Source organism: Parasphingorhabdus sp. (assembly GCF_059726685.1).
Genome location: NZ_AP041068.1, coordinates 3099950 through 3119855, shown reverse-complemented (window position 1 = coordinate 3119855; position 19906 = coordinate 3099950). Strand labels below are relative to the sequence as shown.

Annotated in this window: 17 protein-coding genes; 12 read left to right on the top strand and 5 right to left on the bottom strand. The window is 54.3% G+C overall.

Annotation, left to right across the window (positions count from 1 at the left end):
- Window positions 1-244 precede the first annotated feature (244 nt).
- From AC6I9Z_RS15350 to AC6I9Z_RS15310, 9 genes are all read left to right on the top strand, one after another.
- On the top strand, window positions 245-1765 hold the full coding sequence (locus AC6I9Z_RS15350) for a beta-helix domain-containing protein (protein WP_461456751.1): 1521 nt from the start codon (window positions 245-247) through the stop codon (window positions 1763-1765).
- Window positions 1766-1842: 77 nt separating this feature from the next.
- Window positions 1843-4539, top strand: a complete 2697-nt coding sequence (locus AC6I9Z_RS15345) for a TonB-dependent receptor domain-containing protein (RefSeq protein WP_461456749.1) — start codon at window positions 1843-1845, stop codon at window positions 4537-4539.
- A 118-nt stretch (window positions 4540-4657) separates the two neighbouring features.
- Window positions 4658-5497, top strand: coding sequence for a type II secretion system protein N (locus AC6I9Z_RS15340; protein ID WP_461456747.1), 840 nt, complete (start codon window positions 4658-4660; stop codon window positions 5495-5497).
- Complete coding sequence (gene gspD, locus AC6I9Z_RS15335) at window positions 5497-7701, top strand: type II secretion system secretin GspD (RefSeq protein ID WP_461456745.1); 2205 nt, start codon at window positions 5497-5499, stop codon at window positions 7699-7701. The genes AC6I9Z_RS15340 and gspD overlap by 1 nt, the downstream gene beginning before the upstream one ends.
- Window positions 7701-9266: a type II secretion system ATPase GspE gene (gene gspE, locus AC6I9Z_RS15330; protein ID WP_461456743.1), complete on the top strand. Its 1566-nt coding sequence runs from the start codon at window positions 7701-7703 to the stop codon at window positions 9264-9266. The genes gspD and gspE overlap by 1 nt, the downstream gene beginning before the upstream one ends.
- On the top strand, window positions 9259-10473 hold the full coding sequence (gene gspF, locus AC6I9Z_RS15325) for a type II secretion system inner membrane protein GspF (RefSeq protein ID WP_461456741.1): 1215 nt from the start codon (window positions 9259-9261) through the stop codon (window positions 10471-10473). The genes gspE and gspF overlap by 8 nt, the downstream gene beginning before the upstream one ends.
- A 55-nt stretch (window positions 10474-10528) precedes the next feature.
- Complete coding sequence (gspG, locus tag AC6I9Z_RS15320; RefSeq protein ID WP_109357614.1) at window positions 10529-10981, top strand: type II secretion system major pseudopilin GspG; 453 nt, start codon at window positions 10529-10531, stop codon at window positions 10979-10981.
- Window positions 10982-11134: 153 nt separating this feature from the next.
- The gene (locus AC6I9Z_RS15315) at window positions 11135-12262 is read left to right on the top strand and encodes a type II secretion system protein L (protein WP_461456739.1); all 1128 of its coding nucleotides are present in this window, start codon (window positions 11135-11137) and stop codon (window positions 12260-12262) included.
- Window positions 12259-12741, top strand: a complete 483-nt coding sequence (locus tag AC6I9Z_RS15310) for a type II secretion system protein M (protein WP_461456737.1) — start codon at window positions 12259-12261, stop codon at window positions 12739-12741. Before AC6I9Z_RS15315 ends, AC6I9Z_RS15310 begins: the two co-directional genes overlap by 4 nt.
- A 4-nt stretch (window positions 12742-12745) precedes the next feature.
- Here the strand turns inward: AC6I9Z_RS15310 and AC6I9Z_RS15305 are convergent, their stop codons facing one another.
- Both AC6I9Z_RS15305 and AC6I9Z_RS15300 read right to left on the bottom strand, forming a co-directional pair.
- Window positions 12746-13843, bottom strand: coding sequence for an acyl-CoA desaturase (locus AC6I9Z_RS15305; protein WP_461456735.1), 1098 nt, complete (start codon window positions 13841-13843; stop codon window positions 12746-12748).
- A 255-nt stretch (window positions 13844-14098) separates the two neighbouring features.
- Window positions 14099-14524 carry a MarR family winged helix-turn-helix transcriptional regulator gene (locus tag AC6I9Z_RS15300; protein WP_461456733.1) on the bottom strand — a complete coding sequence of 142 codons (426 nt, stop codon included), beginning with the start codon at window positions 14522-14524 and terminating at the stop codon, window positions 14099-14101.
- 79 nt (window positions 14525-14603) lie between these two features.
- Between AC6I9Z_RS15300 and AC6I9Z_RS15295 the strand changes: the two genes are divergently transcribed.
- Window positions 14604-15653 (top strand): zinc-dependent alcohol dehydrogenase, encoded by a 1050-nt coding sequence (locus AC6I9Z_RS15295; protein ID WP_461456731.1) that lies wholly within the window; start codon window positions 14604-14606, stop codon window positions 15651-15653.
- Between the two features lie 11 nt (window positions 15654-15664).
- Here the strand turns inward: AC6I9Z_RS15295 and AC6I9Z_RS15290 are convergent, their stop codons facing one another.
- Window positions 15665-16501 (bottom strand): hypothetical protein, encoded by an 837-nt coding sequence (locus AC6I9Z_RS15290; protein WP_461456729.1) that lies wholly within the window; start codon window positions 16499-16501, stop codon window positions 15665-15667.
- A gap of 220 nt (window positions 16502-16721) precedes the next feature.
- Here AC6I9Z_RS15290 and AC6I9Z_RS15285 point away from each other — a divergent pair, with 220 nt between their 5' ends.
- On the top strand, window positions 16722-18116 hold the full coding sequence (locus tag AC6I9Z_RS15285) for a cytochrome P450 (protein WP_461456727.1): 1395 nt from the start codon (window positions 16722-16724) through the stop codon (window positions 18114-18116).
- Between the two features lie 124 nt (window positions 18117-18240).
- On the opposite strand, the gene AC6I9Z_RS15280 is transcribed toward AC6I9Z_RS15285, so the two are convergent.
- Together AC6I9Z_RS15280 and AC6I9Z_RS15275 are read right to left on the bottom strand one after the other, a co-directional pair.
- The gene (locus AC6I9Z_RS15280; protein ID WP_461456725.1) at window positions 18241-18825 is read right to left on the bottom strand and encodes a cytochrome b; all 585 of its coding nucleotides are present in this window, start codon (window positions 18823-18825) and stop codon (window positions 18241-18243) included.
- A complete protein-coding gene (locus tag AC6I9Z_RS15275) occupies window positions 18813-19181 on the bottom strand; it encodes an antibiotic biosynthesis monooxygenase family protein (RefSeq protein ID WP_461456723.1) in 369 nt (122 codons plus the stop codon). Before AC6I9Z_RS15275 ends, AC6I9Z_RS15280 begins: the two co-directional genes overlap by 13 nt.
- Before the next feature lie 106 nt (window positions 19182-19287).
- Here AC6I9Z_RS15275 and AC6I9Z_RS15270 point away from each other — a divergent pair, with 106 nt between their 5' ends.
- The gene (locus AC6I9Z_RS15270) at window positions 19288-19758 is read left to right on the top strand and encodes a MarR family winged helix-turn-helix transcriptional regulator (RefSeq protein ID WP_461456722.1); all 471 of its coding nucleotides are present in this window, start codon (window positions 19288-19290) and stop codon (window positions 19756-19758) included.
- The last annotated feature ends 148 nt before the right edge of the window (window positions 19759-19906 follow it).

Sequence of the window (19906 nt, the reverse complement as noted above, 5' to 3'; positions counted from 1 at the left end):
TTAACAATATTTACACTGCAGCATTTTTGCACCGCAGCATAAAAAGCAGAGCGCTTTCGCGGCTTCCAAAGCAACTGCAACAATCCTGAAATATTATTGTCTCCAAAGAGTCATGCAAACGGCATCGGCGGGTCATTTGCCGCGCCTAGTGCCCAAGTCCGAAGGCGATGGGGGCATCTATGATTCGTTTCCACATCATCTGATCTGAAATGTTTGAAATCAGTAATCTGCGGAGACTTTTTCCATGTTAAATAAGCAAATTCGTTCAGTTCTCTTTGCTGGTGTTGCAGCAATGGCAGTAACGGCCTGTGGTGCCGATGATGTGGCTTCCCCCGGCGAAGGCACTATTGTCCTGCCAGCTCCGACCCCGACACCAACGCCTACTCCCACGCCAACACCCACCCCGCCAACTGGTGGTCCGGCAGCTGACTGTCCGACAGGCACAGCCAACGTCGGAACAATAACGACCGGTAATGGGGAAGAAGTTCGCAATTGCCAGATATCTGGTGTGATAACCAGTAATCTGACCGTACCCAATCGGAACGGCACGATCTATTCCTTTTCCGGCGCAGTCGAAGTTGGCGTTGATGGCGGAACTACCGGCATCATGACAATCGAACCCGGTGTTGTTATTTTTGGTTCATCCGGCGGTGATTTCTTGCTGGTGAACCGCGGCTCGCAGCTATTTGCGGAGGGTACTGCGGCAGAACCAATCATCATGACGTCGCGTCAGAATATATTGGGCACGACCGGCGTTAACAGCATTGGTCAGTGGGGCGGTGTTGTCATTTTGGGCCGTGCACCAATTTCTGACTGTGCGACAGGCGGTGCGTCCAACCCGGGCGGTACTCGTACCGACTGTGAAGCCATCGTGGAGGGACCATCCAATGCGGTTTATGGCGGGACCTTGCCAGCCGATTCCAGCGGCCGGATGTCTTACCTGCAGGTGCGTTACCCCGGTTTCGAAGTGTCGCCCGGCAACGAGCTTAACGGCATCACCCTGGCCGGTGTTGGTAGCGGAACATTCTTCCAGAATATTCAGGTCCACAACAGCTCGGATGACGGCGTGGAATGGTTTGGTGGCCGCGTAAATGGTAAAAACCTCGTCATGACCGGTATCGACGATGACTCGGTCGACTCTGATTCCGGCTACCAAGGTAATAACCAGTTCGTGCTCGCCGTACAGCGTGCAGGCGGCGGTGACCATGTCATGGAAGCGGATTCCAATGGCGATGAAGATGCTGAACCACGTCAGCGTCACCGTTTGGCGAATGTTACCTTTGTTTCCAGCGGCCAAGACCATGTCATATTGCTGCGCGGTGGCGGTGACTATGAATTCTATAACAGCGTATTCAATAGTCCGGCAGCCTGTATCGATATCGACAGTGCAACCACCATTCAGGCGGCCGGTGCAGCGGCGGACGAAAATGGGCCGCCGGTATTCGAATCTCTGTTTATGAGCTGCGCAACAGCATTTGTGGATGATGGCAATATCACGGCTGCCCAGATCCAGACGCTGTTCAATGCCGGCAGCAACAACACTGAATCAGGGACATCAACGCTGGCAAATTCCGCAGCGGCTTTCGCCTTTATCAACGGTGCAACCGAAAATGCGGTTACCCCGTTTGCGGTCAGCGGTGTGGACGCTTTCTTTGAGGATGTCTCCTATATCGGCGCCGTGCAGGACGCGAACGATACTCGCTTCCAGGGTTGGACCTGCGGTCTCTACGCGGATGATTGCGCGACCGCCCCCACAATTGGCTGATCTACGAAATGACAAAGGGATGGCGGCTTTCATCGGTCGCCATCCCCTTTTTTGAGTTATAAGAAGGAAAAATTCCGATGACGAAGCGGGCATCTTTGGTCACCAGTCTATTTTTGAGCACGGCTTTGTTTTCGCCTGCTGCATTGGCACAAGCTACCTCAGAGGATGCGGCCGCTCAGCCGGGCTCTGCGGATGATGCTCCGGAAGAAGATGTCGATATTTCTGCGCCTGGTGGTGATTTCAGCGGAGAGATTATCGTTCGCGGTAAGTTTATTCCGAACCCGATCCGGGCGACGTCAGAGGTTGTTTCGGTTCTCGGTGAAGAGGAGATTGCCCGTGCCGCCGATGGCGATATTGCCGGCTCCCTGCAGCGCGTAACCGGTCTCAGTGTTGTTGGCGGGCGCTTCGTTTTTGTCCGCGGCCTGGGTGAGCGCTATTCTCTGGCGTTGCTCAACGGTCTGCCACTGCCTTCTCCCGAGCCGTTGCGCCGGGTTGTGCCGCTCGACCTTTTTCCGACCAGCGTGATCGCTTCCACGGTTGTGCAGAAAAGCTATTCGGTAAATTATCCCGGTGAATTTGGCGGTGGTGTGATCAATCTGACCACGAAGGCGACGCCGGATGAACCATTTTTGAAATTCAGTTTTGGTTTAAGCGGTGACAGCGAAACCACGGGGAAACTGGGTTACACCTATGACGGTTCGGATCTCGATATCCTCGGTTATGATAGCGGAGTTCGTGATATCCCAAATGGTCTGGGACAGGCCATTGCACAGAATGTACCTATTTCAGTTGGTGATAATTTCACCAGTCTGGATCTGCAGAGTTTTGCGGCCAGCCTGAACAATGCGGAAACTTCCCTGATCCAGCGGAATAATGATATTCCGGCCAATTTCTCAGCAGAAGTCACCGGTGGTACAACCATAGATGTCGGCAATGCCTTTGTCGGTATCATTGCGACTGCCGGTTTTGAGAATAGTTGGCGCACGCGCGGCGGTGTGCAGCAAACATCGCAGGGTATCGTCAATATTGACGGCACAGCCGGATTGCGGCCTGATCAGGATTTCAATTTCCTCACCACGGAAAACCGCATAATCGTCAATGGTTTACTGGCCTTGTCTGCGGAAGTTGGTGAACATAAATTCCGGTTCACCAATCTCTATATTCATGACACGGTCAAAGACGCTTCGATCAAGCAGGGCATTGATGCGATCAACGTCGATGAAGAAACCCTGCTCAATCAAGGCCGTACGAGCTGGTTTGAACGACAACTGTTCACAACGCAATTTGTCGGGGAACTGAAATTTGACGAGATCTCTGTCGATCTGCGCGGTAGCTACGCGAACTCCAAGCGCGATGCGCCTTATCAGCGGACATATAGCTATGCCTTTGATCGCCTTTTCGCCAATGATTTCGTCAATGATCTGACATCCCCAGGCGAGTCAGCGCGCATCCGCTTCAGCGACTTGAACGATGATGTCTATGGTGCTGGTCTCGACATTGGATATGAAACCAACATTGGCGTGCCTGTCAATTTCACTGCGGGTTACAGCTATTATCTCAATGACCGCGATGCACAGCGCCGCGATTTTCGCTTCGTACCTTCCAATGGACTGCCCAGCCCATTTGACCAGCAGCGGATCGATTTCCTGCTGTCCGACCTCAATGTCTTCACGCAGGAGATTGAACTGCGCGAAGTGGCTGCGCAGACCTCTGTACCGGCCTATACTGCAGAGCTGGAAATCCATGGAGGCTATGGTCAGGTGGACGCGGAGCTGGCTGACGGCCTGCGTCTCAATCTCGGTGTGCGTTATGAAGATGCACAGCAAGAAGTCCTCCCCATCACGCTGACAGGAGGGCAGGCTTCTGTCGCGACGGGTCTGGATAATGATTATTGGTTGCCCGCCGGTACGTTGACCTGGAATTTTGCGGACGACATGCAATTTCGTCTCGCAGCTTCCAAAACCGTTGCCCGTCCTCAATTTCGTGAACTGGCGCCGCAACAGTTTCTTGACCTTGATACCGACCGGACCTTCATCGGTAACCCGCTGCTCGAGGACAGCGAGTTGATCAATGTCGAGGGCCGTTTTGAATATTATATCGGCCGCGGCGAACGGATTACACTTGCCGGCTTTTACAAGGACATCGACAATCCGATTGAGAATGTTGCCTTTGTTCAAGGTGGCGGTACGCTATTCACCGGTTTCTCCAATGCGCCAAAGGCACGACTTTATGGAGCAGAAGTGGAGCTTGTGAAATATTTCCCGCTTTATGACAAATTCGGCGGTAAATTCTTTGAAGATCGGCGCTTGTTGCTGGCGGCAAACTACACCTACACCAAATCGGAAATCCAAGTTGCCGACGGTGACACCGCAATTAATCCGGTGACGTTGCAACCTACCTCGGCCCTCAACCTGTTTGATGATGGTGACCGTCTCACCGGCCAGTCGACTCATGTCGCAAACCTGCAATTCGGGATGGAAGCAGAAGAAGGCCTCTCGCAGCAGACGATTTTGCTGACCTATAACAGCCCTCGGGTTACGGCGCGTGGACCGCAGGATCAGCCGGATCTGATCGAACGGACCGGCTGGCAGATCGACTTCGTGATGCGGGAACAGCTGGAAATTGCCGGTCAGGAATTTGAGCTGAAATTTGAGGCGCGTAACCTGCTCGGTACCGATTACCGCGAATCACAGACGCTGAATGATACTCGGATCATCAACAATGGTTATGATGTGGGTACGCGCCTGTCGATGAGCATCGGGATCAATTTCTGACCAGCCGCTTTGAGGTTCTTGGCCCCGAACGGTTTGCTGTAATTTTTCTGTCATCAATGAGTCGCAGGTTGGTCACCAAACCGTTATAGCCACTCTGGGAAGCAGAGTGCGGGGATTCGTGGATATTCAATCTTCTAACCAGTTTTTGGCAAAGGGCCGAAAGGTACCCGTGCCGGGTCTTTATTCGGTCTTGCTGGGCTTACTGGCGGTTTTTGTGGTGGTTCAGGCAATCCGGCTGATCTGGGTTGTCGTAACGCCACTGGGACCGATGGGAGATTGGCAGGCACGGGAAGTGCAGGTTTTATCGCCACAATCCCGGTTGGCGCTGTTCAGCAGTTTCGATCCATTTTATCGTACCGGCCCGGCCGCAACGGCCAATGTCGTCACGTCGTTGCAACTCACCCTATATGGCATCAGAATGAATGAGGGCTCCGGCCTCGGATCGGCGATACTGGCCGGACCGGACGGTGTGCAGGAAAGCTATGCCGTGGGTGAGGAAATCATGTCCGGTATCAAACTGGATGTGGTCAATTTCGATCATGTTGTGATTGATCGTGGCGGTACGAAGGAAAGCCTGTATCTGGATCAGTCCGTCCCGGCAGAAACCGTGGGCGGCGAGTTTGATACGGATCAGGCTGCGACCTCTGGCTCGTCATCAGGCCCTGCTGGAACTACGCCAGCAGCCGAGGCAATAGCCAATGCGGTCGATCTTGCGCCGCGCGGTGCAGATGGCAAAGTGACGGGTATCGTTGTGTCACCACGCGGTGATGGCGCCCTGTTCCGGGCTGCCGGTTTCCGGGACGGCGATATCATCGTCTCGGTCAATGGTCAGCAGGTCTCCTCGACCAGCGATATTGCGGCACTGAAACGCCGAATTGTACCGGGTGCACGACTCTCTGTAGAAGTAGAGCGCGGCGCTGATACTGTTCCCCTGGCAATTAACATGGGGACACAATGATGAACCACGCACTTACGAAAATGGCTGCCAGATGGGCAGTATCCCTTGCTATATTGGGACCTGTCGCGCTGGCCCCGGCCTTTGCCCAGCATAGCCTGAACGTTCGTGATGCTGACATCAGAGCTTTCGTGCAGGATGCGGCGCGGGTTACTGGCCGCACATTCATTGTTGATAGCCGGGTACAGGGCAAAGTGTCGGTGGTTACGGACCGGCCATTGTCCCGCTCCGAATATTTTGAGATTTTTCTGTCGACATTGCGGGCAAATAATCTGGTCGCCATCCCGACCACGGGCGGTGCCTATCGTATCCAGCCGGCCGACGGGGCTGCGACCCAGCCAACCCGGATTGGTACACGCCAATCGGCGGCGAACCAGTTTGTCACCGAAGTTGTCCGCCTGAAATCCATTGAAGCAACGGCAGCTTTGGAAACCCTGCGCCCGTTGATCAGCAAGCAGGGTGCAATTACTGCCAATCGCAACGCCAATAGCCTGGTGATTGTCGACTATGCCGACAATATCCGCCGGGTGCGGGCATTGGTCGGCCGGATTGATAAAGACAGTGCGGCTTCCACCATCGTGAACCTCAGAAATGCAGGTGCGCGGGAAATTGCGACATCGCTGCAAACACTGGCTCAACAAGGCGGCAATGGCACGGCTGCGCCGGTTACGGTTGTCGCGATTGACAGTAGTAACAGCATCGCGCTGCGCGGTGATCCCAGCGCGGTGGCCAAATTTGTGTCGATGGCGCGGGAGCTTGACCAGCGTGCTGAATCCGGCACCGAAATCCGTGTCCATCAACTGGACTATGCCAATGCGGAACAATTGCTGCCAGTGATTGAGCAGTTAATGGGACAGGGTAGCGCAGGCTCAACCGCCGCGGCTCCGTCATCTGTTGCACCGGCATCTGGGAGTAATGGAGGCGGTAACGGTGGTGCTGCGCCTGCGGTAATGCCGGTATCAACAAACGGCAGTTCCGGCGGCGGCATTGCTCGCCACGGCCCTGCGGTGGTCACACGCTATGAAGGCACGAACGCCATCATCGTTGCGGCCAATCCCGATGTGCAGCGCATGATTGGTGAATTGATCCGGCAGCTGGATACGCGTCAGGAACAGGTGTCGGTAGAAGCGATCATCGTTGAGATTTCTGACTCACTGGCGCGTGAACTGGGCATCCAGTTTTTGATCGGCGGCAAAGACACACCTTTTGCAGTAACCAATTTCTCCAACGCTGGTCCCAACATCGTCGATATCGCCGGCGGTTTACTCGCGGATCAGTTTGACACAACTACGACGACCACCACCGATACGGCCACGACAACCACGACAAATAGCGCGGTTGGCGACCAGCTGCTGGAAAATGCCGCCGATGCGATTTTAGGCGCGCGCGGCTCCTTCACCGGTTTCGCGACGACGCTGGGCGGTGATACGATTCTGGGCACGATCATCAATGCGGTGCAACGGGATTCCGATTCCAACCTGCTTTCCACACCATCTTTGACAGTGAACAACAACCTCAAAGGCAGTATCTTGTTCGGACAGGAAATTCCTGTTTCCACGGGCGAGGCCTTGTCCAACAATTTCGACAATGCATTTCGGACGATACAACGTCAAAATGTCGGTATCGAGCTGGAGGTCACACCGCAGATCAATGCCGGGGAAGAAGTGCGGCTGGAACTGCGTCAGGAGGTCAGCTCGATTGCCGGACCGGTTTCGAATGACTTCAATGAACTGATCATCAACAAGCGTGAGATAAAAACCACCGTCACGGTGGGCGACGGAGAGATTATCGCATTGGGCGGCTTGTTGGATGATAATGAACGTCGCACGATTGAGAAAATCCCGTTTCTGGGAGATATCCCGCTGATCGGCGAACTATTTAAATCGCGTGGCAAAGAACGGATAAAAACCAATTTGATGGTGTTCATCCGGCCGAAAATCCTGCGCGACCGTGCCGATGCCCGGGCGTTTTCGGCTCGCCGCTATGGCTATATCAGGGGGCGCCAATTGCGCCGCGATCCAGAGCTTGAACCGTCAATTGATGTGCTGGTTCGTGACTATATGGGAGCAGTGCCTCCGGTCGCGGAAACCCAGCCCGGTGATCAGATTATTTATGCGCCGGGTGCAGTTACTCAGTCCCAGAATAGTGAAGCTTTGCAGCAAATTCCGGTTTCACCCAGCAATCCCGGTTCGGAGAAGGATGACTGATGAAAATCGCGAAGGGAACAGATACAGACGTTTCCGGCGATGATGAAAAGCCTGTGGTTGAAGAACCCACATCTCCGCCGCTCCTGGATATTCCCTATGCGTTCGCGCGCGATCATGGCGTGTTGTTGATGCGCACGGATGGCGAAAGGCTGTCAGTTTCGATGCGTGAAGGTGCTAATCCTCAGGCCTTGCTGGAACTGCGCCGCTATCTGGCCATGCCCTTTGATGTCGACCTGGTATCACCCGACGCGTTCGAGAAGATCCTGTCCGATCACTACGCCATGGACGGCAGCGCGGCCGCCATGGCCGGGGACATGAGCCTCAGCAACGATGCACTGGATGATATTGCCGGAAATATTCCCAGCGCTGAGGATTTGCTGGACAGTGCCGACGATGCGCCAACCATCCGTTTGATCAACGGCATTATCGCAGAGGCGGCCCGGCAGGGCGCTTCCGATATTCATATCGAACCTTATGAGACAGGTCTGGTTGTCCGGATGCGTGTCGATGGCGTGTTGGAAGAAAAACTACGCATGCCGCCGCATGTCGCGTCTGTTATTGTCAACCGGATAAAGGTTATGGCGCGGCTGGATATTGCAGAGCGCCGGATACCGCAGGACGGCCGGATTAGCTTGACCCTTGGCGGGAAGCTGTTGGATGTGCGTGTCTCGACATTACCCAATCGCGCGAATGAACGTGTCGTGATGCGGATATTGGACAAGGAAAGCGCGGCGATATCGCTGGACCTTCTGGGCATGTCGAAAACAACCCACGAGATTTTGACCGAGGCCCTGTCGGAGCCCAACGGGATCATCCTGGTGACCGGTCCTACTGGTTCGGGTAAAACCACAACCCTATATGCGGGTCTGAAGCAGCTGAATGATGGCAGTCGCAATATCCTGACGGTCGAAGATCCGGTGGAATATGCTATTGAAGGCATAGGCCAGACACAGGTGAATGCCAAAGTCGGCCTGACCTTTGCCGCCGGTTTGCGCGCGATTCTGCGGCAGGATCCTGACGTTGTCATGGTGGGTGAGATCCGCGACCGGGAAACGGCGGAAATTGCCGTTCAGGCCTCTCTGACCGGTCATTTGGTACTCTCCACAGTCCATACCAATGATGCCGTTGGCGCGATTACCCGGATGCGTGACATGAAGGTCGAGCCGTTTCTGCTGGCCTCTACATTGCGCGCTGTGATTGCCCAGCGGCTGGTGCGCAAGCTGTGCCCGCATTGCCGCGTTCCGATCCAGGCAGATGGCAGCCTGGCCTCCCTGCTTGGCTTTGACAACGGCACTGTGGTGTACCGTGAAGTCGGCTGTGATAAATGCAACCATACCGGTTTTCAGGGACGCATTGGGGTTTTTGAAGCGATCCGCGTCGATGAAACTATCCGCAAACTGATCAATGATGGCGGTGATGAAGCACGCATCGCGGCTCATGCTTTCCTGAAGAAACCCAATCTGGGTTCGGCAGCCCGTGCGTTGGTCCGTGAAGGTTTAACCACCGCAGAAGAGGGAATTCGCATATCGCGCCGTGATGCGCTGGATGAGCAGGTTGATGCCTGACTTTTCCTACACGGCAATCGATCCGAAGGGCCGGGAGAAAACCGGTCGGCTGGCAGCGGAAAGCAACGATGCCGCCCGTGCCAAACTGGCCGAGCGTAACTTTTACGTGGTGAAGGTGGAAACCGCGCAGGGCGTGGAAGCAAAGCCTGCCCGTTCGCTTTTTGGCCCCAAAAAACTCCGTGCCAAGGAATTGACCCTGTTCACCCGGCAATTGTCGTCCCTTGTCCAGGTCAGTCCGCTTGAAGAAGCGCTGCGGACCATTGGCAGCCAGAATGAAAAAGAGCATGTCCGGGCGCGCATCGGTTCGGTCCATGCCGGTGTCATGGAAGGGCAACGGCTGGCCGAGGCCATGCGCCGCGAACCGGCGAGCTTTCCGCCGCTTTACCGCGCTATGATATCAGCTGGGGAAAGCTCGGGAACATTGCCAGACATTACCGAAAGGCTCGCCAGCCTGCTGGAGCGTCAGGCAGAGATGCGCGGCAAGCTGATCAGTGCGCTGGCCTATCCCATTGTACTGGCACTGGTGGCGATTGTGGTGGTCGCTCTTTTGATGATTGCCGTCGTGCCCAAAGTCGTCGAGCAATTTGACGACGTGAATCAACAGCTTCCCTTTGTCACGCGACTGGTAATCGGCATATCCGATTTTCTCGCCAACTGGTGGGGCGCAATTTTGGGCGTGATCTTCATCGTCGGCTTTGCCAGCTGGCGGGCATTGAAAGAACCAAAGGTCAAATACCGTTGTGACAGTTTTCTGCTGCGGATTCCCTTTTTAGGTAGATTGCTGCGCGATTTGAACGCGGCACGGTTGGCGAGGACCTTGTCCACCATGGTCGCAAGCCGCTTGCCAATATTGGAGGGGCTGCGGCTGACGACCAATACGATCAGCAATAGCGTGCTGCGCAAAGCGTGCGAGGACATGGTGGAAGCGATCAGAGGTGGCGGAAGCTTATCCAAGGCGCTCAAAAATACGGGCGTTTTCCCGCCCATGCTGGTCTATCTGACCGCCAGTGGGGAAGCATCGGGACAGCTTGACGAGATGCTGGCCCGGGCCGCCGATTACCTGGAACGTGAATTTGATAATTTCAGCTCTACCGCCCTATCATTACTGGAACCACTGATCATTGTTTTACTGGGCGGTGTTGTTGCCGTTGTGATTTTGGCTATATTATTGCCGATATTGCAGCTTCAGAATCTGGCCGGACTGTAAGGCGGGATCGATGGGAAAACATATGTTCAAGATTTCACACAATTTCTTCACCGACATGGGGCGCCCAACTGCACGTGGTGACAAGAAGAAACCGAAACCCAATGGCTTCACACTGGTCGAATTGATGGTGGTCATTTTCATTCTCGGCCTTCTGACAACGGTGGTTGTCATCAACGTTTTGCCGAGTCAGGACCGTGCGATGGTTGAAAAGGCGCGGGCTGATATCGCCACTTTGGGGCAGGCGCTGGAAATGTACCGGCTTGATAATCTCTCCTATCCCGCCTCATCCGACGGTTTGGCGGCGTTGACGAGCGCGCCTGCATCGCTGCCGCCATCGGCGCGCTATCGGCAGGGCGGTTATATCAAGAAGCTTCCCGATGATCCGTGGGGGCGGCCGTATCAATATGACAATCCGGGACGCAATGGGCCGGGTTTTGATCTCTATTCACTGGGCGCGGACGGTGCTCCGGGCGGCGAAGACGACAATGCGGACATTTACGCGGAATAGCCAGATTGCCAAAGGTGACATTGCGGCCAAAATTGACTAGCTAACCGCTAAAGACGCAATAAAGTTTTTCAGCCGAGTCGGGGAGGTCATGTTGGAACAAAATCCGTTGCTGTCTCTTTCCATTCGTCGATCGATCCGGGCCATAGGCGGCTAATGTCGGCATCCAAGCTCTTTGTGACAGTTTTTCCGGATGCAGAGGCGCAGGCCCTGCAATGGTGGCTTGTGGCGGATGGTGCGGTGGAAGCCAGAGGCTGTGATGTCGATCCCTTGCTCGCTGCTGGCCTGAAACTGCCTTCGCTCGAGAATGAACCGATTGCCCATATCGCACTAATGCCCGCGTCGCTCGGTATCGTGCGTTGGCATGAACCGCTTGATGACATGACCGAACAGCAGGCATTGGCGGCAGCCCGCTTGGTTGCGCAGGAAAACAGCCTCGATGTGGAAAACCTCCATATAGCGGCGGTTGCCGATGACGCGGGGCAGGTGGCGACCGCATCGGTTGGCAAGGATGTGATCGCCAGTGGACTGGTCCGACTGCAAGCCCTTGGCATTGATTCCGATGTAATTGTCCCGGCTGGCTGGCTGATCGCGCCCGAAGAAGACACCGTCGTGGAGGCCGATTTCGGCTTTGAAAAATTGCTGCGGGCGCAGCAGATGATCATTCCCGATGAGCCATCCTTGCGCGCGCATCTTGTTGGTGACGGCAACGTCACTATTTTGCCAGAAGCATCGGTTGATCAGGCGCTCGTCAATGCCGCGGACAGCGGCACGTTGAACTTGCGTTCCGGTGCTTTCGCCAAAAAAGCCGAAAGGTCGATGACTGCGCCGCAAAGGCGGCTACTGGGCTGGCTGGCCGTGGCTGCTCTGGTCATCTCTTTGCTGATTCCGGTTGTTCAATTGGTGAAGTATCACTGGGCTATAGCGGATGCGGAAACAGCAGCGTTGGCTGTGGCTGAACCGGTGATTGGACCCGCGGAAAGCGTGGATGAAGCAGACCGGCTGCTCAACGAGCGGCTGATCCGTGAAAATCGCGGCAACATCGCCTTTTCGGTGCCAGCATCCGCGCTGTTCTCGGCCGTTCAGCAGACCCAGGGCGTTTCGATAGAGCGGATCAGCTATCGTAAGGACGGCACTGTTCTGGCGGGTCTGACGGCGGTGAGGAATGAAGACATGAACCCGGCTCTGATCGCGCTCCAGAACGCTGGATTTGAGATAACGGCAACGCCCCGGACTGATGCCACAGGATCATCCAAGGCTGATATTACGGTGCGCGCACCATGATCGCTGCGCTGAAAGACTGGTTTCAGGCGCTTAGTCAGCGCGAGAAGGTAATGATCGGGATATTGGGCGTTCTGGTTGCCTTGGTTGTCGGATATTACGCAATCGTCGCGCCTTTCATCAACGCCTATGTGTCGGCTGAAAAAAGCTATGCAGATGCCATTGAAAGTCAGGCGCGGATTGAATCCAAGGTGGCGGCATTGACCGCACCGGCAGACAAGACGGTAACGCCCGTAGCTGGTCCGTTGGACGTTTTTATCAGCCAAAATGCCGGGGAAGCAGGCTTTGCAGTCGGACGGCTGGATCCGCAGACCAACGGTATGGTCAGATTGGCGATTGATTCCGCCAAGCCGACAGCCCTGTTTGGTTGGTTGGCAACGCTGGAAGCCCGCGGCATATCTTTGGAGGAACTCACGGTTAATCCCGGAGGTAACGAAACCGTTACCGCGACAATATTGCTACGATCTACAAAACCGGATTAGGGTTTTAGACTGCCTCGGCGGTCGTCTTTTGGTTGTCAGCTTTCGGATCGTCACTGAACATCAGGCCGCCATCATCTTCAGACATGGCTTCCGGACTTGTCTGTTGATCTTCCACGTTCAGCTTTTTCTCCTGCACCCAGTTGCCGTCGGCATCGCGGACATATTTCGGTGCGCGCTGAACGTTCCAGACCAGACCCATTTTCTCCCAGAGCGAGATGATATAGCCGTTCACGTCCACTTCCCACCACATCATGCCGGCATAGGCCGAACGCGGATGCTGGTGATGGTTGTTGTGCCAGCCATCGCCAAAGGTCATCCAGGCCATGAACCAGTTATTGCGTGATCCGTCCTTGGTCTTGAAACGTTGTGAACCGAAGACATGGCCGACGCTGTTCACGCCCATGACGAAGTTGAGGAAGAAGAAGTTGCGGAAAAACCCGCCGATCAGGATCGTACCGATAATATGTTCCGGTCCGCCAAAGGCGAGCGCCCATAGTGCGGGAAATACCACACTGGAAAAAATGGCAATCGACCAGCGATGCCGGTGACACCACAATACTTGCGGATCATCGATCAGGCCTTTGCCGTAAACTTTCATATCCGACGTGGTGTTGTCGAACAGCCAGCCAAAATGAGCGATGCCCAGGCCCTTCCACTTCGACATTTTCTTGCCATGTCCGTCAATATAGGGGCTGTGGAGATCGCCAACACGGTCGGAAAAGGCATGATGCCGCCGGTGATCGGCCGCCCATTTCAGGACCGAAGCCTGACAGGCCATTTGCGCCATAATGCCAATGGCGAGACGCATTTTCGGACCGGCTTCAAAGGCGCGATGCGTATAAAAGCGGTGATAGCCGATACCAACACCCATGTTGATAAGGACATAGCCAAACAGGAAAGCAGACCATTCGACCCAGCCAGTGGCATGGGTCAGCGTCCAGTAAAGTGCGCCAAGTGATCCGATAACCATAGAGGACAGCAGGATGCCATATTCGATGCGTTTGGCCCGCGCGGCGGGTCCGCCGATGATTACACCATGTTGTGGATGCGCTTCGGCAGGTTCAAACCGATCGGGTTGAATGTCACTATACGCGGTAGCCATAGATATGCCCCTGATACTATTTACATCAATGAAATTAGCGGTTTTGGGAAAAGATTACAATTCTCTTAACTATTATTCGAACCGATATGGAGGCGATTGGCCAAAATCGAAAAAGTTTCGTTTGGAATCAAGTCAGTGCCACCGCCGCGGCTGTGACTTAGTCGCATCATCCGTCCGTCTCGTCCGGGGATATCGCATGTTCATGAAACGAAAGTTGCCTTTCGGGGGATTCGCAATCCGCCATGCTCATGCCTGTCACCGGAAAGTTTCGGTCAATCTTTCCAGATAGTCAGCCAGATTCTCTATCTCGGTGTCATCCAGCACGGATTCTATGCGGTTATTTATCTTTTTAAACGGCGGGCGGGTGTTTTGGTGGATTGCATGCCCGCTGTCAGTAAGGTTCAGGAGCTTGGCCCTGCCATCATGCTCACTTTTTTGACGCTCAACATATCCAAGGCCAATGAGCCGCCTGACCATTGCGGTAATGGCTGATTCGTTTAGGCCAAGAGCGACAGCCACATCTTTTTGGGTGACGTTGGTACCGTTGCCAATAACTGCGATCACGCCAAGCTGTGCCGTGGTTACGTTGCCACTTTCCAGGAGGTCGCGATCCGCGCGTTTTTGCAAGAAATGCGCGGCCAGTTGCAAGCGCCAATATAGCTTCAGTTTCGATGCAGACATGGGCTTACTCTATCCCCCTTGAAAATTTCTGTCCTCCAGAATATACTTTAGGAGTGAAGTATATTCTGGAGGACGTTCGATGATAGACAGCAGCATGCAGCAGTTTACGTTTTTGGCAGCCAGGCAGTTCGAGTGGCGCGAAGTGCCCGCGCCGAAAATAGAAAGCCCGGGACAGGCCATTGTCAGGCCCTTGGCGGTCACCCGCTGCGACCTCGACCTCTATATAGCAAACGGCATTGTTCCCATGCGGGATGAAGCTTTCGCTTTCGGTCATGAAATTGCCGGCGAAATTGTCGAAATTGGTGATGATGTGGATGGATTTGTTCCAGGCGACAGGGTCATTGTTCCATTCCAGATTAACTGCGGCACATGCAAAAATTGCCAGCTTGGTTTTCCCAACGCCTGCACCAGTGTTCCGGCTTTTTCGGCTTATGGCCTGGCGCAAAGTAGCGGCAAGGACTGGGGCGGTGGATTGAGCGATTATGTGCTGGTCCCCTATGCAGATGCAATGCTGGTCAAAATTCCCGATCAGATATCGCTGCCGGTGGCGGCGGCCATTTCTGACAATGCCAGCGACGGATATCGGACGGTTTCAGGCCCCCTGGAGAAACAGCCTGGAGAAGATGTTCTTGTTGTCGGCGGTCTTGCGCAAAGTGTCGGTTTGTTCGCTGCCCAGGCAGCGTTAGCTCTTGGTGCAGGACGCGTCGTCTATACGGATTTTGACAGTGACAGGTTGGGGCAGGCAAAGAAGATCGGTGCCGAGGTGCTCGAAAGGCAATATCATGCCGATATGCCTGTTGATGGACAGTTTGCCATCGTCGTCGATGCATCCAATATGCCGGATGGTCTGATCTATGCGCTGAATTCCACTGCGGCTTGCGGTCATTGCACCGGCGTATCTGCGCCCGGGAGAAAGATGGACAATATCCCGTTGGGATCAATGTACATGAAGGGTATCACCTACGACATAAGCCGGGCCCAAGCGCGGGCGACGATGCCGGATGTCATCAAATGCGCTTGCGACGGACGCATAAAGCACGAAGAGGTGATTTCAAAAACGATCCCCTTTGCGCAGGCCGAAGAAACCATTGGCGATCCCGATATAAAGATCGTCTTTGTCAGAGACTGAACCGTTTTTTCTCAATCAATATTGACGTTACGGCGGGACACATCGCCGCGAGATGATCGCCGCGCCGGACGTTCCCTGGGCACTGAGCGCGGCTGAGGGCGCGCTTTGGTCCGGACTGCTGGCCTGGCTTGCTGCCTGATTTGCTGGCGGCGTTGTTGTGCTGCCGCCGGTCGGGCGCGGCGTTCAGACCGGGCACCGTTGTTTTGTCGGTTGGCGCGCCGGTTTTGTCTGGCCTCACCGCTGCGCTGACCGCGTATTGCGCCATCGCGCAAGGCTGCCCGACCCGTGCGGGCACCATTATCGGTTCTGCGTTCCCGTCTTTCCGCTCTCCGCTCGCGGCGCTCGGCGCGTTGTTCCGGGGTTAGGTTGCGGAGTCTTTCTTCTCTGCGATCCCGTCGCTCCGCCCGTTGTTCTGGTGTAAGGTTGCGACGCCGTTCTGCTCGGCGGTCTCGGCGCTCGGCGCGCTGCTCAGGTGTCAGGTTGCGCCACCTTTCTCCCCGGCGGCCGCCCTTGCGCCAACCATATTCAGCGCGCTTTCTGGCCCAATGGCGCTTATGATGGCGCTTCATCGCATAGCGGGATCCGCGCCGGTCGAAAATATAGATGCCGTAACCGGGATAGTAGAAACTGTCATACCAGCCGCCGCCAAATCCGATATTGGCATAGCCATAACCATTGTCGCAGGCATAATAATCATCAAATGGTGCGTAGGGATCGCAGCCATAACCCACACCGTTCACATAGCCGTCACCATATGATCCGCCGCCGTAAGCGCAGGCACTGAGGCTGAGCATCGCTCCGCTCAGCAAGGCTGGTTTTGCAAGCCTGTTGATCCAGTTATCAGCCATGTTCATTCCCCTCTTTGCACCGGCCGCCCAGCATCGCGTGCTGCTGCTTCGGGTGTTCACTGCTTTAGACTGGCTTGGCCCCGCGAGTCCGGTTTCTTTTCCTGTTGCCCTATTTTGTAACATTGATGGATTGAATTGGAAATGAACACAGATGCTTGCTGACATTAATGAAAGTAGTTAGTATGACCCGGTAAAACTAAGTATTTTCGGAGAGATTATTTTGGCCAGCGCAGCACAAGCCCACGGATATCCCTATACCGAGACCGCCAACCCGCATTGGGTGAAACCTCCCAGCAAGGAAGCGCTTGGTCATATTCCAGGTGAGGAAGGCATGCCGATATTCGGTTCGACGCTGAAACTTATCAAGGATCCCATTGCGTTCGGGCGTCAGATGTTCGAAAAATATGGCTCGGTCTATCGGACCTATAATTTTGGCAAGCATAATGTCACGCTGCTCGGTGCTGACGCCACTGAACTGGTCATGTTCAACAAAGACAAGATTTTTTCCAGCGAACAGGGCTGGGGACCGGTCCTCAACAATCTCTTCCCGCGCGGGTTGATGCTGATGGATTTTGAACGTCACCGGGCGGATCGCAAAGCACTATCGGTTGCGTTCAAGCCGGGACCGATGAAGCATCATTGCAAGGTTCTGAACGAAGGCATAGCGGAGCGGGTGGCCGAGTGGAGCGGAACCGGATTTGAATTTTATCCGGCGATCAAATCCCTGTCACTGGACACAGCAGCGAGCGCGATTCTCGGCATTCCCTGGGGTCCGGAAGCGGACAAGATCAACAAGGCTTTTGTCGATGAGGTGCAGGCCTCCGTCGGCGTTGCCCGCAAACCTATTCCGTTCACGAAAATGTGGCGCGGCGTAAAGGCGCGCGAATATCTTCTGAGCTATTTCACACCGCAGGTGAAGGAACGGCGGGAAAAAGGCGGCGAGGACATATTTACGCAAATCTGCCTGGCGACCCATGAAAATGGAGAGCTTCTGACCGAAGATGAAGTTGTCGATCACATGAACTTCCTGATGATGGCGGCGCATGACACCATCACGTCTTCGGCCACAAGCATGACCTATTTGCTCGCCAAGCACCCGGAATGGCAGGACAAGCTGCGCGAAGAGCTTTTGTCAGTGGCACCTGCCGGTCAACCGCTGGCTTATGAAGATCTCGGCAAGCTGGAATTGACCGAAATGGCATTCAAGGAATCCCTGCGCCTGATCCCGCCGGTGCCGAGCATTCCTCGCCGCGCAGTCAAGGAATTCACTTTCCGCAACTATACCATTCCGGCTGGCACCAATATCGGCATCAGCCCGCAATTTGTTCACAAGATGGAAAAGCACTGGCCGAATCCGAGCAAATTTGACCCGATGCGCTTCACGCCGGAAAACAGCGCCGGTCGGCACAAATATGCCTGGGTGCCTTTTGGCGGCGGTGCCCATATGTGTCTGGGGCTGCATTTCGCCTATATGCAGATCAAAATCTTGATGCATGCGATGCTGACACAGAATCGTATCGTCCTCAGCGCCGGACCGGACTACGAACCGAAATGGCAGGTTTTCCCGATCCCGCAGCCACGCGATGGTCTGCCGGTCCAGCTGGAAGCGCTGTAAAACGTGAAAGTTACTGTGCCGGACTCTTGACCACAATATAAACCACACTATCGAATTGGCTCGCACTCGTTTTAGATGCGAGAAAGAAAGCCGAATATCCCGGCGATGGCGTGAGCTTTCGTTTTCATTGATCAGTTCCTTTGAACCACATCCGCGCCAAAAGGCCGTCGCGCTTTATAAAGTGATGATAAAGTGCAGCGCCAATGTGGGCGACTAGCAGCAAGACCATGAAGCGCGCTCCTATGCCGTGTGGAATGCGGGGCTTGTAATTTTCAAATTCTGGCAACGGACTGGTTTCATTCCCGAACACGATCGCGCCTGCATCAGACAGAATGAACATGCCCGCACCGCTTGCCGCCATGCCCAGGATCACAACGTAAAAAAGCCAATGAACGACTTTTGCACTGGACTGTTGCCAGTTTGGTGCACCGGCTACAGGATCAGGTTTCTGGTCTATAAAGAGCCACCACAACAGCCTTGCGACTGTTAACAGAGTCACCAAAATCGCTATTGGTACATGAATGGTCAGAAGTTGAGCCTTTGCAGCGGGATCGACTGTGCTCGCAGTTCTGAATCCCGTGGCAAGGGCTATAACAATCAAAATTGCGCTCAACCAGTGAATGGTCAGGGCAACTGATCCATATCTGGATTGGGTACTTTTTAGCGACATGTCTCTTCCTTCTAAGATCTGCTGTTTCAGGCTGTGCAACAATCCGAAACAGCGACTTTCTCGAAGAGATGGGGCGCTGTGACAGCGCTCGAAGGATAGTGACTGAGCGCGTTTTGGAACTCAGGATTGGAGAATGCCGAGCGAAAATGCGATACTGATTCCCAGATTGCGTAATTCAGATACATGCTGCTCGCACCGACGGCTTTATGCAGTTGCGTACTGATATATCCCGGTTGCTTCTTCATATAGAGAGCATCATTTCTCCACGCTGCGACCAACGCTTCCTGATCTTTGGGGTCAACCGTGAAAAGATTGACCAATACGACGGGTCCAACATCGTTCCCCAATTGTTTTTCAATTGGATAATTTTCATCGAGAGGTTTGAAACCGACCATTATCACTGCTCCTTGATATTTCGTTTATTTTGGTGATATGTTGTCATATCGACAATACGGATAAATTAATTGACAACATATTGTCAATAAGAAAATAGGAGTATCAATGGCGACAGAAAAATGGACCGCTGAGGGAGAAGCTGTGACAGCGCTAATCCTGGATGTTTTTCGTCTCAATGGCCGATTGATTACGGCCGGTGACCGGCTCGTGGCTGATCTCGGACTGACCAGTGCCAGATGGCAGGTCCTCGGTGCATTGGCCAACGCAGAACGACCGGAGTCCATAGCGTGGCATGCAAGAACAATGGGGCATCATCGGCAGGGAGTACAACGTATCGCAAATGACCTGGAGAAAGAAGGCATTGTCGAGTTCCAGCCAAATCCACACCATAAAAGAGCACATCTCGTGATACTCACTTCCAAGGGACGGAAGCTGTACGAATCTGCAATTGCATTGCAGACCCCTTGGGTAAACTCGCTTTCCAGTGGCTTGTCTCTGAAAGACATCGCAATCACTCAAAAGGTCATCGAGCGGTTGAAAACACATCTCGAACTGGAAAACGGGAATGCGCCCTAGAGCATCCATATTGACTTATCTTGCGAAAATCATCCGGCAAGCTCTGATAGCTGAAGGCTTCGCTTCCGGAATCAAGCGGACGCTTCCAACTTTCAGTCTATTCGGGAAAGGACCAAAATTCGCCGATCACCATTGTCAGCGGCCAGAT